This is a genomic window from Pseudomaricurvus alcaniphilus, assembly GCF_011440395.1.
Taxonomy (GTDB): Bacteria; Pseudomonadota; Gammaproteobacteria; order Pseudomonadales; family Cellvibrionaceae; genus Pseudomaricurvus; species Pseudomaricurvus alcaniphilus.
Map to the genome: position 1 here is coordinate 1,289,548 of NZ_JAAOIX010000001.1, position 14,836 is coordinate 1,304,383.

The window sequence follows — 14,836 nt, forward strand, 5'->3', positions numbered from 1 at the left end:
CGCTCTAATTTGGGCCTTAGATGGACAACAGGCCTATACTATATTTGGAGTTCTTATTAGAGCGGTGGTCGACCAGTACAACAATAGCGTAAAGTCTCGTTGTTGGCGCCTAATTCTACAAGTATACTTCCAGTTACTGCTTTCTTCCTTAAAAATTTAATGGATATTTGCAATGTACGAAGAATTTTATGGACTTCGGGAAGAACCCTTCAGGCTGACGCCTGACTCGAGACTGTGTTTTGCCCACCCGAGCTACAAACACGCCAAGGCCTATATGCAATATGCGCTTTACCGGGGCGAGGGCTTTGTCATGGTGACCGGCCACCCGGGCACCGGCAAATCGACGCTTATCAGCGACCTGACCTCCGAGTTCGATGGCGGCAAAGTTATGTTCACCAGCCTTTCCTGCACCCAGGTCAAAGGCGACGACCTAATCCGGCTAATCGCCCTCAACTTCAACCTCGATGGCGCCACTGAATACAAGTCATTGATTTTACACAACTTAAAGAATTTCCTCCTCAAGTTGAACCGTGAAGGCCGCCGCTCACTACTGATTATCGATGAAGCCCAGGACCTGCCTGCCGAAGCCCTGGAAGAGTTGCGCTTGCTCACCAACTTGCAACACAACAACCAGCCCCTGTTGCAAATATTCCTGATTGGCCAAACTGAGCTGCGCCAAACCATTCTCTCTTCATCCCTGGAGCAGCTGCATCAGCGCATTGTTGCCACCTGCCACCTCGAGCCCCTAAGCCCGGATGCGACCGAGGAGTATGTGAAATATCGATTGACCCGGGTAGGCTGGAACGACGACCCAAAATTGAGCAATGACATCTTCCCCTTGATTCACCAGCACAGCCGCGGCATACCCAGATTGATCAACCTGATATGCAGCCGCCTGCTTTTGCATGGAATGGTGGAAGAATCTCATCAGATAGGTATTGAAGACGCCAAACTGGTGGTCAACAGCCTGCTTCAGGAGCAATTACTAACCCCCTACGGCGGGGGTCACGACGCCACTAACCCTAGTAAACTGCGCAGCATCTAATCTCCATATAGAACACACAGCCCAATGCCTATCGCTTGATCGCTTCCTTTGCGAGGGGACGACTGGATACCCTGCATTACCAACTCAGGCACCAACCAAAACACAAAACGCGCCACTTGGCGCGTTTTGTCAACTGACTGCGTAACGGCCTGAAACTAGCGTTTACGCCTGCTTATTAGCACAGCCACCAGCCCCACTCCTAGCAGCCACAAAGTTGGCAGTACAGGCACCTCATTACCAAATGTGGGGCCGCTGTGGTATATCGATAAGTGCGAGAGGTTTTTTCCCCAAGCTACAAGCCAGGTCCCGCTGTACGAAGCGGCATCAGCACCGGAGAACAACCACACCGCGTATCCTGGTTTGCTCGCAGCTTTAAGTACAATAAGGAAATTCTGGCCGCTAAATTTGGTCGGATCAAACTCCCAGGTTCCTGACGGAGCACCCCCCGAAGGCGAAACCACCAGACCAATATTAGTCCCTGACAAGCCACCGGGCGTGTCCTGTTTTGCTAAAAAAGCATAGGTATCAGTGCCAATGGAGAAGCCATCCCCTGAAGGGCCGGGGTCATTTCCATCGTAGGTACCCCAGCAATCCGTGGCACCTCCCAGGTTCCCGGTGACATCGCCAATAGCTATACCATTTTGCTGATTACCGGCACTGCACTGGATGGAGGACGTTAATGCAACAGGAGCAGCCTGAACCACAGCACTTAGCCAAAAGAAGAATGTTGTTATTAGCACCTTTTTCATAATTTTTTACGCCTTAAAGCACCTACAACTTAAAAGGCAATAAGCGTGCCGAAAATATTTATATTTAACAAACAAGGACTTAGGGATTTCCGACATGTGCGGCGTAAAATTTCCTGACACATCAGCACATTTTGACGACTAAAATAAGAAAGCCCGCGAGGGTTCCCCGTACCAACTGTAAAACAACACTAGAGTGAGCCTGCGGACTTGATTTCATCCAGCAGCCTGCCCGCCGCCTGGCGCCCCTCAAATTCGCCATCTTCACGCAAAGCTAGAGTAAGGTGCTTCACTGCCTCGGAGTTTCGCCCCAGGTGATGTAAGGCAACCGCAAGATGGTACCTTAAAACGGGAGAATCAGATTGTCGGGCAACGGCCTCACGCAGATACAGAAGGCTCTCTTCAGCTTGCGCATTGCCAACCAGAATCCAGCCCAGGGTATCGTTGATATGCGGCACAGTTGGAGCGAGCCTCTGGGCTTTACGGGCAATATCAACTGCCTCGGGCCGGCCCATTTCGTGCAAGACAAAAGCCAAGTTGTTCAGCAGAAAAGGGTTGTCCGGCTGCTTTTCAATCATGATTCCCAGTAGTTTTTCCGCTTCAGGCCAACGCTTCCTGGCAATCATCAAGTCCGTATAGGCGAGCTTCACCGCCTGGTCTTGGGGCGATTTTTCCAGCCAATCGGCGAGCACCTTTTCCGCTTGATCGAGCTCTCCCAGCGATTCCAGCGCTCGGTAATGCCCAAGCAAAAGATCGCGATCATCGGGTTTAATTTGTCTTGCTCCTTCCATTTGCGTCGCCGCGTCTCGCTTCTGGCCAAGGCCGGAATAGGCTGCCGCACGCAAAACATAGGGGGCGGAACTCTCAGGGAAATCTTGTCCCAATTTGATTGCCAACTCCAAGGCCTGCTGGTAGTTCTCCTGGTTGAGCTCAGTCTGGATAAAAGCTTGATGATACTCTAAGGAGTCAGGCTTGATTCTGACTGCGCGAAACAGGGAGTTGCTAGCGTCAGAAAATACACCTAACTGAGTTTGACGCTGGGCAATGCGATACAGTAATTCGTGATCAGTATCGGCACCTCTCGACATTAACTTATAAATGTTACGCGCCTGATCGGGCTTTCCTACCGCTACCAGCACCTGCGCCAACTGAAACTTCAGCTCCTCACTGTCCGGGATTATCGATGCACTTTCTCTGGCAAATCTTTCTGCCTCAGCACGCTCGTTCATTTCCAACAGTAAATAGACAAGAAACTTGCGTGGCTCTACCCAGTTTCTATTGCTCGACACAGCATTTTCGGCCAATTTCCGGGCTGATTCGGGGTTCTTCAGCAGGCGCTCCACCCGTGCTCCCTGCAACATAACCTCGCCACTTTCAGGGTAGGCATTAGCCAGCGAGCGAAGACGATCGCGCGCCTGCTGAAGGTTTCCTTGTGCGGTCTCAATCTCGGCTAGACTGATCAACACAGGAAGGAAGTCGGGATGTTCGTTTGCCGCACCCCGGATTATCTTATGGGCGCGCTCCAGGTTCCCGTTATACATATAGCTGCGCCCGAGAACATTCAGAAATTCCGGTTGACCTGGAGCGAGCTCTATCAACTTCTCGGACAGGGTTATTGCCCGGGCATAGTTACCTTTTTTGAGGTAGGTTGTTATCAGAAAAAATGTATCCTCAACCCGAGTATCATCGCGCGACAACACCCTTTCCATATCGGCGATGCCCTGGTCCACCTCCCCTGCCATGATCCGGTTTCGAGCAATTCTCGCTTCGACATCCAGGTTACCCTGATCGGATTTCAATAATGTTTGCAGCTCTGAGACAGCCTGCTTATACCACCCCAGTTTATTTAGCACCCTGGCGTTAAGATCCAGTAACTCAGGGTTATCCGGAGCCTGCGAGAGCAGCGGCTTTAGCACGTTTAGAGCGGCGGTAGCCTCGCCATCTTCAAGCAGCAAACCCGCGAGCATTGCTCCCGACTGAACATTAGAGCTGTCGTGCTTGTGATAGGCCTCCAGGTAAGTTCTGGCCCGCTGTGGCTCCCCGGTCTTGATGGCGGAGATCGCCCCCATGATGGTTGGCATGGCGTGCCGGGTAAAATACTCAGGCGGGGCGAGCGACAGGATTTCGAGACAAATGCCATACTGCTCCAGTGCCGCGGCTGTCTCTCCCTCATACTCCAGAAACTGAGCTTTCAAATAGGCGCCCCCGGGATCGCCCGGGAACTGGGTGCGCACATAATCGACATCTATGACTGCTTGATCTCGACGGCCTGCTGCAGCCAACAACGCGGCACGCGCCAGACGCGCGCTGATAAGGTTGGGATTGTGTTTTACGGCCTCACTGTAAGCTGCAATAGCTTCCTCACTGAACCCAAGGGCATTGAGCACTGCGCCGCGGATATTCCAGGAGCGAGCGTCACGCGGATAGCGTTTGATCAACAGCGTGGTCACTGTTTGTGCCGCATCAGGGCGTTTTTTCTCCAGCAGGAGTTGCGCTTTGGCAATATTAGGCACTCGGGATTGAGGGTCAATTGACAGTGCCTGAGCGATGGACAGCTCACTGCCCAGGTTGTCTTTAATCCCCTGCTGGGCTAGTGCCCGATAGCCCAGCAGCTCTGCTTTTCCGCTGCCACTCAGCTGGTCTACATTTAACGATTCGAGCAATTTTTCGTATTTATTTTGTAGTAAGTAGGCTTCGGCAATTCTGGGGACTGTATAAGCCACATCCGCCCCCTGTTGCAGGGCTTCTCCATAAGCATATTCCGCAGCCGGAGAGTTGCCCTGCAATAGATAGATATCGCCCGATAGCAGCAGGGAAGGTACATGCCGTTTATCCTGACTGAGCGCATTTTTCAATTCGATCAGGGCGGACTCCTGGTCCCCGTTATTATGATAGCGCTGGGCACTTTCATAATAATCATGCGCCGATTCTCTGGCGACAACCTGGGTGGAGGCGATTCCAAACGCGAAGATAAGCGAGAAAAGAGAAAGGAAGGATCGGGGTATCACCGGTGGTCACCATTATTGGACTTGGAATTTATACGCAGGCAATTGTTGTATGTGTATAACACATCTTCCCTTGGCGCTCAATTCCACCCCAAATAAGCAAACCACCCTGATTTTAGGAGCTAATAATAAAAATACACAGAAGCGGATGGGGCTGCATGCCAACCCCACCACTTACCAGTGGTCAGGGGTCCAGTTTAGAGCCGCCATATATCTATTTCAGCTTGCTCCATCTCCTTGCGATCGAGACAGGACTTTACATCCATGATAATTCCATCCGCTGCCAGGATGGCGTGTAACTCAGCTCCCGTCAGGGACTTATAGCGCCGATGAGGTACTGCCAGAACAACAGCATCCGCTTTGGGTAAATTCTCCCAGGGAACCAGCTGAACACCGTATTCATGATACGCCTCATCAGGTTCCGCCATGGGATCGTGTATCAACACATCGCAATTGAATTCCTGTAGCTCATGGACAATATCGATTACCCTTGAGTTGCGCAGATCCGGGCAGTCTTCCTTAAACGTCAAGCCGAGCACTACCACTTTGGAGCCACTGATACTCTTGCCCTTCTTGGCCAGGCTTTTGACCGTTTTCTCGGCAATAAAGCGCCCCATATCGTCATTGATATGTCGCCCCGCCAAAATCACCTGTGGATGATGCCCCGCCGCCTCGGCCCTGTAGGTCAGGTAGTAGGGGTCGACACCAATACAGTGCCCGCCAACAAGACCTGGGCGGAACGGCAGGAAATTCCACTTGGTGCCGGCCGCCTCCAAAACATCCAGAGTGTCGATATCCAGCCGGTCGAAAATCAATGACAACTCATTCATCAGTGCAATGTTGAGGTCCCGCTGGGTATTTTCGATCACCTTGGCCGCCTCCGCGACCTTGACACTGGCCGCCCGGTGTACACCGGCCTTGACCACCATTTCGTACATTGTCGCCAACCGCTCCAGCGTCTCAGGTGTATCGCCGGACACCACCTTGACTATGGTTTCAAGGCGGTGCTCCTTATCACCCGGGTTGATCCGCTCTGGCGAGTAACCGATGTAAAAGCCTTCGCCAGCCGTCGCCGAAGCCTCTGTTCGGCCAGCCCATTGCATGCCAGAACACTGCTCCAATATAGGAACGCACACTTCTTCGGTGCAGCCCGGGTAGACTGTCGACTCAAACACCACGGTACAACCCGGCTTCATGTATTTACCAACGGTTTTACAAGCGCCCTGCAGCGGGCTGAGGTCTGGCTGTCGAGCATGATCAATGGGCGTTGGCACTACCACTACAATGACATCGGCCTGGGCCAGCTCGGCGGCATCACTGGTAAACTGCAGCTTGGTGGCAGCCGCCAGTTGCTCTGCATTCACCTCACCGCTGGGATCGCGACCATTGCGATAATGCTCCAGCTTCCTTTCATTGAGATCGAAACCTATGGTGTCTATTTGCTGGCCAAACGCAACCGCCAATGGCAACCCTACATACCCCAACCCTACAATAGCCAGTCTTTCCATACTGATACGTGATCTCCGCGATATTCCGATAATTTCCAGTGTTGTATAACCGCCTTTAATCCTGGGGCAGTCTGTTTAAATTCTTTATGTACCAATCAGCCGCTTGCTTGATGCCGTCCGCGAGCTCATGAGTAGGACTATAGCCTAACAAGCTCGACGCCTTGCCAATATCCGCCAACGAGTGACGCACGTCGCCGGCCCTGAACTCCCGATAATGGGGCTCTGCATCGGACAGGTCAGCAAACTCAGCCGCAACCAACTCTCGTATCAGGTAAAACAGTTGATTGAGGCTGGTGCGCTGCCCACAAGCAACATTATAGACCTGATTTATTGCATCCACATTATCGCTGGTGGCCGCCAGAATATTCGCCTGGACCGTATTGTCTATATAGCAAAAGTCACGGGATGTCTCGCCGTCGCCGTTGATCATACACGGCTGGCGGGTGAGGATATTTTGAAACCAGCAGGGGATTACCGCTGCGTAGGCGCCGAGCGGGTCCTGCCTTGGCCCAAAGACATTGAAATAGCGCAGACCAATGCTTTGCAGGCCATAGCACTTTGCGAAAACATCGGCATAGAGCTCATTGACGTACTTTGTTACCGCGTAGGGCGACAGGGGCCTGCCAATGCGATCCTCAACTTTTGGTAATTCCGGATGGTCCCCATAGGTAGAGGAAGATGCCGCGTATACAAACCGCTTAACCCCCGCATCTTTTGCCGCCACCAGCATGTTCAAAAACCCATCAATATTGGATTGATTGGTGCGAATGGGATCTTCCAGCGAGCGCGGCACACTGCCCAACGCCGCCTGATGCAATATATAATCAACCCCTTTCGCTGCCCGCTGGCAGGCCGCCAGGTCACAAATGTCGCCCTCATAAAAGGTGAAGTTTTGCCAGTGAGAGTCGCCGACGGCCGCACGTACATCGTCCAGATTCTTACGGTGGCCGGTGGCAAAATTATCCAGGCCCACCACGGTTTGGCCTAACCTCAGCAATTGTTCCAATAAATTGGAGCCGATAAACCCCGCCACCCCGGTAATCAACCAGATCCGGGGGGTTTCAATTAAATTTTCACAGCGGGATTGGTAAGGCGTCATCGCTCATCCTTTGATCTATAAAACAGCGCAGCAGCGGGTATGTATCGGGCAACATTTTCGGGGTGGTATATTATCCATAATGGTGGCAGGATTCACATCAATTCGACACTAGCTCCTGTTTACCCTCCTTGATTAATAGCTATACTCGAATAATAGCCAATGTTCGCGCAGAAACACTGCTTTTTGTCATCCCCGCGCAAGCGGGGATCCAGTAAGAGCTTGAAATCTATGGATTCCCGCCTGCGCGGGAATGACCTCAAATAAGCACACGGAGTTTCTGGATAAAGATTAGCTATACTTGGGACCACACTGGCCCAAAGCCGTATCGAATAGTAAACCGCCCGAACAAACCGCCACTTGAAGAAGTTTAGCAAAAGGAACCAGGATTGATACCTCCCCTGACAAATACCGGGCTCTATAGTTATCTAACGGCATTTGTTGCCTTTGCCATTCTCAGCATTCTGCTGATTATATCGTCCCGCGGTACTTCTTTAGGACGGCGATTAATTATTGCTTGCCTCGCTACCACCCTATGGGGGGTGGCGCAGGCACTTATACTCGTGATCGATCTGCCGGCCACAGTGGTACAGGCACTGGAATTGGCACGTACCATCTGCTGGTGCTACTTCTTATTGGGCACTATCGATAGCGAAAGGGAAGAGAGTGCGACTCGAATATTTCCCCGCTGGCTGTGGTGGACTCTGGTAGGCGTGCTGGCCCTTAACATCCTGGTGTGGCCCCTTATGGCCGCCAACATTAGCGCCATTGGCAATCTTCCCAGGGTAGAACCCCTGCTGCTGGAAATCCGCCTGATCTCCTGGGTGGCCCTGGCCATCATCGGTCTGCTTCTTACCGAGCAAGTGATCAGAAACCTTAACTCCGATCAACGCTGGGCGATGAAGTACCTGTGCCTCGGCATTGGTGTGGTGTTTGCCTACGACTTTTTCGTCTATTCCAATGCGCTTTTGTTTAAAGCAATAAACCCCGAACTCTGGAGCGCCCGAGGTTTCGTCAATGCCCTCGCGGTACCGTTAATTGCGGTTTCTGTCGCAAGAAACTCCAAGCTCGACATCGGCATTCACGTCTCTCGCGATGCAGTTTTTCACTCAGTAACCCTTATTGGTGCCGGTGCCTACCTGATGGCCATGGCCGGCATGGGTTACTACATTCGGCTCTATGGCGGCGAGTGGGGCTCACTACTGCAGGTGGTTTTCCTGGTCGGCGCAGGGGTTATGCTCGCCATCCTGTTGTTTTCCGACAATATTCGCAAGAAAACCCGAGTCCTGTTGAGCAAGCACTTTTACAGCTTCAAGTACGACTACCGGGAGGAATGGCTTCGCTTTACCAAAAACCTGAGCAATACCACGGAAACCGTATTGGACAGGATTTGCCACTCCCTGGCGGAGATAGTACAAAGCCCGGCCGGCCTGCTTTGGAGCAGAAATGAACAATCCACCTATGTACTGGCAAACTGCTGGAATATGGCAGAACCCGAGGGCCGTGAAGCAAAAAACAGCACCGAACTGCACTCACTGGAGCGCTTCCTGGACGAAACCTTTTGGGTCATCGACTTGTTGGAGTACCGCGAAACTCCGGACAATTACCCCAACCTCAAATTACCCGACTGGATGCTTAACATTCCCGGGGCCTGGCTGCTGGTACCATTGATTATCGAACAGCGCGTGCTGGGATTCACCCTGCTGAAACAATCCAGCCTCGGCACCAGCCTGAACTGGGAAGATCACGACTTGCTGAAAATGGCCGGCCAGCAGGCGGCCATACTGTTAGCCCAGTACCAATCAGAGCAGGCCCTGATCGAGGCCCGGCAATTTGAGGCCTTCAATCGTCTGTCCGCCTATACCATGCACGATTTAAAGAACATACTGGCGCAGCAATCCCTGATCATCTCCAATGCGGAAAAGCACAAGCACAAACCGGCGTTTATCGACGATGTACTTACCACGGTGTCAAATTCCGTCGACCGTATGACCCGCCTGCTGGAGCAGATGAAACGGGGTGAGCGTGCCAACCGGGTAACTGCGATCAACCTGAATAAGCTCCTGGCCGAAACCATTACCCAGCACAGCAAGCGCAAACCGGTACCGCTGCTCGATGCCCCCTCCGAGCCGGTGACCACCCATGCGGATCAAGAGAAATTAACCACCGTGTTTGGGCACCTGATTCAAAATGCCCAGGAGGCCACCCCGGAACCAGGCCAGGTTACTGTCAAGCTCCGGCAAGAAGCGCAGCTCTGCACCATCGAAATCCAGGATACTGGTACCGGCATGGACCCATTGTTTATCAGGGATCGCCTGTTTAAGCCCTTTGACTCCACCAAAGGGCTAACCGGCATGGGCATTGGCGCCTACGAGAGCCGCAACTATATCCATTCGCTGGGTGGAAATATTCAGGTTGAGAGCAGTCTCGGCAAAGGTTCGCTGTTTCGGATAACACTTCCCTGTTAATCCAACTATAATTACCTGTTAGTTGTAGCACTGGCAATATAGACACAAACTATTTATCGGATGCATGTTAGCAAGGCGTAATAATGGAGTTAAAGCATAATGAGTGAGGCAGGGAAGCATTTATTGGTGGTTGAAGATGACCCGGGCCTGCAAAGTCAGTTGCGCTGGTGCTTTGACGACTACGAGCTAAACATCTGCGGCAATCGGGACGACGCCATAGCCCAGGTGCGCAAACAGCCACCGGGGGTTGTACTGCTCGACCTTGGCTTACCACCGGACCCAGGCGGGGTTACCGAGGGGTTTGCTACACTGAAGGAAATCATTTCTCTTTCCCCCTCCAGCAAAGTTATCGTGGTAACAGGCGACCACGACCGGGAAAACGCGGTCAAGGCAATCGCTCTGGGCGCCTATGACTTTTACCAAAAACCGGTGGATCCGGAGTTGCTCAACCTAATGGTGGGGCGCGCATACAGCGTGCATGAACTGGAAGAGGAAAATCGGCGCTTTCAACTGCAGCAAAATGACCTGCCACTAAAAGGTGTCATTGCCTCCAGCCCGCAAATGTTCAAGCTCTGCCGGACCATAGAAAAAGTGGCCCCTTCCGACCTGACCACCCTGCTACTGGGTGCCAGTGGTACCGGCAAGGAGGTATTTGCCCGTGCCCTGCATGACCTCAGCCCCCGCGCCAAGCAAAAAATGGTGGCCATAAACTGTGCCGCCATTCCCGAGAACCTGCTGGAAAGCGAGCTGTTTGGCTATGAAAAAGGCGCCTTTACCGGGGCCAACAAACAAACCCCGGGGAAAATCGAGTACGCCAATGGTGGCACCCTGTTTCTCGATGAAATTGGTGATTTGCCCCTGGAGCTACAGGCCAAGCTGCTGCGTTTTATTCAGGAGCGCGTGATCGAACGCGTCGGGGGACGCACAGAAATTCCTGTCGATGTGCGCATAATCTGCGCTACCCACCAGGATTTAAGCACATACATTACCGACGGCCGCTTCCGGGAGGATCTTTTCTACCGCATCAGCGACATCACTATCAACATCCCCCCGTTAAAAGACCGGGAGGGGGACGCCCTGGTACTGGCCCGCGCCTTCCTCAACCGCTTCAGTAAAGAGAACTCCCGCCCTCTCAAGGGCTTCTCGCCGGAGGCAATAAAAGCCATTGAAGACTACGACTGGCCCGGCAACGTCAGGGAACTGGAAAGCCGCATCAAGCGGGCTGTGATTATGGCTGACAACAGTTACATCACCCCGGAGGACCTGGAGATTAGCGAGTCGGAGACTGAAAAACAGCCGCTGAATCTAAGAGAGGTCAGGGACGAGGCTGAACGGAAAGCGATCTTGCGGGCGCTGAACCACGCCGACCACAACATTTCGGAAGCCGCTAAACACCTGGGGGTTACCCGCCCTACACTCTATAACATGCTGGAAAAGTACAACCTGAAATAGTCACGCTGTATCTGACACTGACAAGAGTCACAGCTTCGAGAGGAAAATATGCAATTAAAAGCCACTATCCAGCTATTGATTTGCGGCGAGCCGGGAAGCGATACAGAATACTTCGTCAATTTGCTGCGCAGCTCAGGCTATAGCGCTCGAGTCCATCGCGTATCCTCTCTATCTGAGCTGACAGAGTGCCTGGTTGATCGCAACTGGGAGCTGCTAATCACTACGGAAAACCCGCCGAACTTTACCGCCCAGGACGCGATCGAGGTAGCAGAGCGAGCCAGAATCCCCTCGCTCGTTTGTGCCATTAAAATTTCTGAAGAACATACCGAACAATTACTGACTGCCGGCGCCAGCGACGTATTTCTTCGGGGCCAGGGCGATCGGCTAAGACGCGCCATAGTCCGGGAGGTCTACGCCCAGAGATGCCGGAGAAAGCTTGAGGAGTTGCAGCCGCGCTACGAAGAAACCGCGCGCCGGTTTGAACAATTGCTGGAGACAGCGCAAGAGTCCGTGGCATACATCACAGATGGTGTGCATATAAATAGCAGTAACGCCTACGCGAGAATTTTCGGCTATGAAACGGCCGAAGATCTCAATGGTATCCCCCAAGTCGACCTGATCGCCCCCTCACACCAGGATGAGTTTAAGGAAGCTTTGCGCGACTACCGCAACCAGCCGGACACTCGCATATCCATTGAAACAACCGCGCAACGCGCGGACGGCACTGTATTTCCGGCTCGTCTGGTAATGACTAGCGCCACCTATGAAGACGAGGCGTGCATACAAGTTCAGGTGATTGCCGATGCCCCCTCCGAGACCGCAAGTCCTGCCGCAATCAAGGCAAGTTACTCCGCCACTCATTCAGCACCGGTATCGGCTTCCTCTGACAAAAAGGAAGTGGTAAAAATCGAGAAAGCCTCAAAACAATACGTTTTAGGTGAACAGGAAATTTATGCACTTAAGGAAGTTTCGCTGAATGTACAAGAGGGCGAGTTCCTGGCTTTGGCTGGACCATCCGGTAGTGGCAAGTCAACACTTCTCAACCTGATTGGCTGCATCGACACCCCGGATAAGGGCAAGGTCTGGATAGCGGGGCACAACGTCGAGGACAGATCGCCAGACCAATTGTCTCACCTGAGGGCAGAGACCATTGGCTTTATTTTCCAAACTTTTAATTTATTGCCGGTGCTGTCGGCTTGGGAAAATGTGGAATACCCACTACTGCAGAGCAAAAAATTTTCCAAGGCGCAGCGCAAGGAGCGAGTCGGTCACTTTTTAGAGTTAGTGGGGCTGGGCAAACAAATGCGCAATCGCCCCAACGAGCTCAGTGGCGGCCAGCGACAGAGAGTCGCGATAGCTCGAGCTCTTGCCACCGATCCGTCTATAGTCCTGGCTGACGAACCGACCGCCAACCTCGATCACAAAACTGGCGAAGGCATCCTGGAGCTTATGCAGTCTATAAACCAGGAGCATGGCACCACCTTCGTGTTTTCCACCCATGACTCCAAAGTAATGGAGATGGCTGGCAGAGTGGTCATGCTCTGCGACGGTGAAATCGAGTATGAGCGCCACTGGATGGAAAGCAGGGCAACATAAAGGCTTCCATTTGCTGCCCTTTGAGCCAATACGCCTTGGAGCTACTCACTTCGCCACGGGGCCGTGGTTAACGTGACCCCCGCTGAAAGAGAACCACCTCTGCAGTTTGGGCGAGAATATAGAAATCGAATATCAGCCCGTGGTTCTTGATGTAATACAAGTCAAACTTGAGCTTTTGTATGGAGTCATCTTCAGACGCTCCATACGGGAAGCACAGTTGAGCCCAACCTGTCAGACCAGGGGCTACGCGGTGGCGCTCATGGTAAAATGCGTTCTTTTCACGCAGCGAGGTAACAAACTGCGGGCGCTCAGGGCGCGGGCTGACCAGGCTCATATCACCCCGAATTACATTCCAAAGCTGCGGAATTTCGTCGATACGGTACTTGCGGATAACATTCCCGACCCTGGTAACCCTTGGGTCTTTTTTCTTCGCCCACTGCGCCTCACCCTCAGCCTCAGCGTCCTCGCACATGCTTCTAAACTTGAACAGGGTAAACGACTTGCCGCCGCGCCCGACTCGCTCCTGGTTGTAAAATATCGTGGAGCCCAATCCGCATTCAATCATGATGGCGATCGCCGTTAGTAACATGACCGGCGACAGGAAAATCAGCAATAACAGAGAACCGGCAATATCAAACAGCCTTTTTTCCCAATAGCGAAACGTATTCGAATTAAAGCCCTGGGCATGGATCAGCCAACCGGGCTGAATCAGGTCCAACTGAACCAGTGACGCTTCCCTCTCGAAGAAGTCAAGATCCTTGGTAACCTTGATGCCACTCATTCGACAATCGAGCAATTCATCAGTGGGCAACCCGGAGCGTCGGTCATCCAGGGCGATAACAATCTCATCCACTTCGTGATTCAGGGCAAACTCGCACAGCCCACTCTCGATGCTGATCAGCTTATCTGACTGGATGTAACAGTGCTGGCAGGTGTTGGAAGCGACAAATCCGACCAACTCAAAGCCGCGCTGGTCCGCTTTCCGTCGCAGTCTTTCAATAAACCGGGCGCGCTTGCCAGTACCCACCACCAGCACCCGACGCCGCAGAACCCGACCGTCGACCACAGAGTGAAACAAGAAGCGCAATGCAGCCAACAGCAGGAAGGACCATGCAGTAGCGTGCAGCAGCTCGGAACCTGACACTGGCCCCATGTCCAGGGTTTTGACCGTCACGACCGACACCAGCAGCGACAGGGACAATGCCGCCAGCAGGTGGAACGCTACGCCACGCACAGTCTCCCTCTGGCGCGCATCGTACAGGCCCATGCATACCATGCTGAATGAGACCACAGCAGCAAAAAAGAACGACGCGTTGTTCGGTGTGATGAGCGTGTTAAAGACGAAGGCCATCGCCGCGAGATCGGCCACAAACAAGGCTACAAAGCCGGCATTAAGCGATTGCCCAAAGAGCTTGAAAGTACCCCGGAAAAAATGTAATCGTGGCGACTTTAACGCCGCCTGCCCGGAGCATTCATCGATTGCTGCGACTGGAGCAGCACCGAGTTCTACCGCATCCTCAACTACGCTATCAGCGTCACCCTTGATCTTGGCGCGGTTAATAGCAGTACGAGTCTTGGTACCTTCCGCGCTAAAAGGGTGCAATAGTTCCGTATTAGCCATATTCCTTCCCCAGCTTAAATCCTGTTAATGGTTCCTTAAAATTTCGTATCCTTACGCGACCCCTCGGGTCCAACTGCCTGCGCCATATAATGGCAACTGGACGGACTATCATTTCACCTGGCTTCGTCTCACTTCAACTCTGGTAGCTCAACTCTGGTAGCTCAACCCTGTCAGCTCAACTGAAAAAGTGACCAAAACCTTTTTGGCATTAAAATCATCTTTTATAATCTTTTCAGATATAAAACGAATAAAAACTAAGCCCGGATGTTCCATTTAGTTTGCATAGTATGAGCTACATT

At 52.6% G+C, this 14,836-nt stretch carries 9 protein-coding genes; 4 read left to right on the forward strand and 5 right to left on the reverse strand.

Annotation, left to right across the window (positions count from 1 at the left end; all coding sequences use genetic code 11):
• Nucleotides 1-172: 172 nt before the first annotated feature.
• On the forward strand, nucleotides 173-1,045 hold the full coding sequence (locus G8764_RS05465; protein ID WP_166162609.1) for an ExeA family protein: 873 nt from the start codon (nucleotides 173-175) through the stop codon (nucleotides 1,043-1,045).
• 155 nt (nucleotides 1,046-1,200) lie between these two features.
• On the opposite strand, the gene G8764_RS05470 is transcribed toward G8764_RS05465, so the two are convergent.
• The 4 genes from G8764_RS05470 to G8764_RS05485 form a co-directional block, all read right to left on the reverse strand.
• The gene (locus G8764_RS05470; RefSeq protein ID WP_166162611.1) at nucleotides 1,201-1,794 is read right to left on the reverse strand and encodes a hypothetical protein; all 594 of its coding nucleotides are present in this window, start codon (nucleotides 1,792-1,794) and stop codon (nucleotides 1,201-1,203) included.
• A gap of 188 nt (nucleotides 1,795-1,982) precedes the next feature.
• Nucleotides 1,983-4,799: an XrtA/PEP-CTERM system TPR-repeat protein PrsT gene (gene prsT / locus G8764_RS05475; RefSeq protein WP_166162613.1), complete on the reverse strand. Its 2,817-nt coding sequence runs from the start codon at nucleotides 4,797-4,799 to the stop codon at nucleotides 1,983-1,985.
• Between the two features lie 194 nt (nucleotides 4,800-4,993).
• Nucleotides 4,994-6,304: a nucleotide sugar dehydrogenase gene (locus tag G8764_RS05480; RefSeq protein WP_166162615.1), complete on the reverse strand. Its 1,311-nt coding sequence runs from the start codon at nucleotides 6,302-6,304 to the stop codon at nucleotides 4,994-4,996.
• 55 nt (nucleotides 6,305-6,359) lie between these two features.
• Nucleotides 6,360-7,403: an SDR family oxidoreductase gene (locus G8764_RS05485; protein WP_166162617.1), complete on the reverse strand. Its 1,044-nt coding sequence runs from the start codon at nucleotides 7,401-7,403 to the stop codon at nucleotides 6,360-6,362.
• 386 nt (nucleotides 7,404-7,789) lie between these two features.
• Here G8764_RS05485 and prsK point away from each other — a divergent pair, with 386 nt between their 5' ends.
• The 3 genes from prsK to G8764_RS22430 all read left to right on the forward strand — a co-directional run bounded on the left by prsK (nucleotide 7,790) and on the right by G8764_RS22430 (nucleotide 12,916).
• Nucleotides 7,790-9,868: an XrtA/PEP-CTERM system histidine kinase PrsK gene (gene prsK, locus G8764_RS05490; protein ID WP_207951672.1), complete on the forward strand. Its 2,079-nt coding sequence runs from the start codon at nucleotides 7,790-7,792 to the stop codon at nucleotides 9,866-9,868.
• A 99-nt stretch (nucleotides 9,869-9,967) separates the two neighbouring features.
• The gene (gene prsR, locus G8764_RS05495; protein ID WP_166162619.1) at nucleotides 9,968-11,320 is read left to right on the forward strand and encodes a PEP-CTERM-box response regulator transcription factor; all 1,353 of its coding nucleotides are present in this window, start codon (nucleotides 9,968-9,970) and stop codon (nucleotides 11,318-11,320) included.
• Nucleotides 11,321-11,368: 48 nt separating this feature from the next.
• Entirely contained in the window at nucleotides 11,369-12,916 is a 1,548-nt protein-coding gene (locus G8764_RS22430) for an ATP-binding cassette domain-containing protein (RefSeq protein ID WP_243748551.1), read from the forward strand.
• Between the two features lie 67 nt (nucleotides 12,917-12,983).
• On the opposite strand, the gene G8764_RS05505 is transcribed toward G8764_RS22430, so the two are convergent.
• On the reverse strand, nucleotides 12,984-14,537 hold the full coding sequence (locus tag G8764_RS05505) for a TIGR03013 family XrtA/PEP-CTERM system glycosyltransferase (RefSeq protein ID WP_166162621.1): 1,554 nt from the start codon (nucleotides 14,535-14,537) through the stop codon (nucleotides 12,984-12,986).
• Nucleotides 14,538-14,836 lie beyond the last annotated feature (299 nt).